The organism is Bacillus sp. SIMBA_154, assembly GCF_046536015.1.
Lineage (GTDB): Bacteria > Bacillota > Bacilli > Bacillales > Bacillaceae > Bacillus > Bacillus pumilus_P.
This window is the reverse complement of sequence record NZ_JAWJBV010000456.1, coordinates 1-253: the sequence shown is the minus strand read 5'-3', so window position 1 is coordinate 253 and position 253 is coordinate 1. Positions and strand designations below refer to the sequence as shown.

The 253-nt window shown below is 70.4% G+C and carries 1 protein-coding gene; it reads right to left on the bottom strand.

What is annotated here, in order from left to right:
- The coding region (locus tag R0K30_RS22755) for a hypothetical protein (RefSeq protein WP_410613206.1) at positions 1–224 on the bottom strand (224 nt) is incomplete at its 3' end.
- Positions 225–253 lie beyond the last annotated feature (29 nt).

The window sequence follows — 253 nt, the reverse complement described above, 5'->3', positions numbered from 1 at the left end:
CGGCCCGCGACGCGCAACACGCAACTGTTGGCGTTGCGATCGGCCTCCAGCGCGGCCGCTGCCGCCGCGGGATGCAGGAAGGTGAAGGTCACGCCGTCAACACGCCAACTGTCGCCGCGCTCGCAGCGCAGCATCCGGGCCGGAGAAACGTAGGAGGCGCCCCGGTCCGGTGCGCGATTCGAAGATTCGCCGGCCGGCAAACTGCCCCGGGACGATGTCGCCACCGTCAATGCCCCACGCTGCCCGGACCATA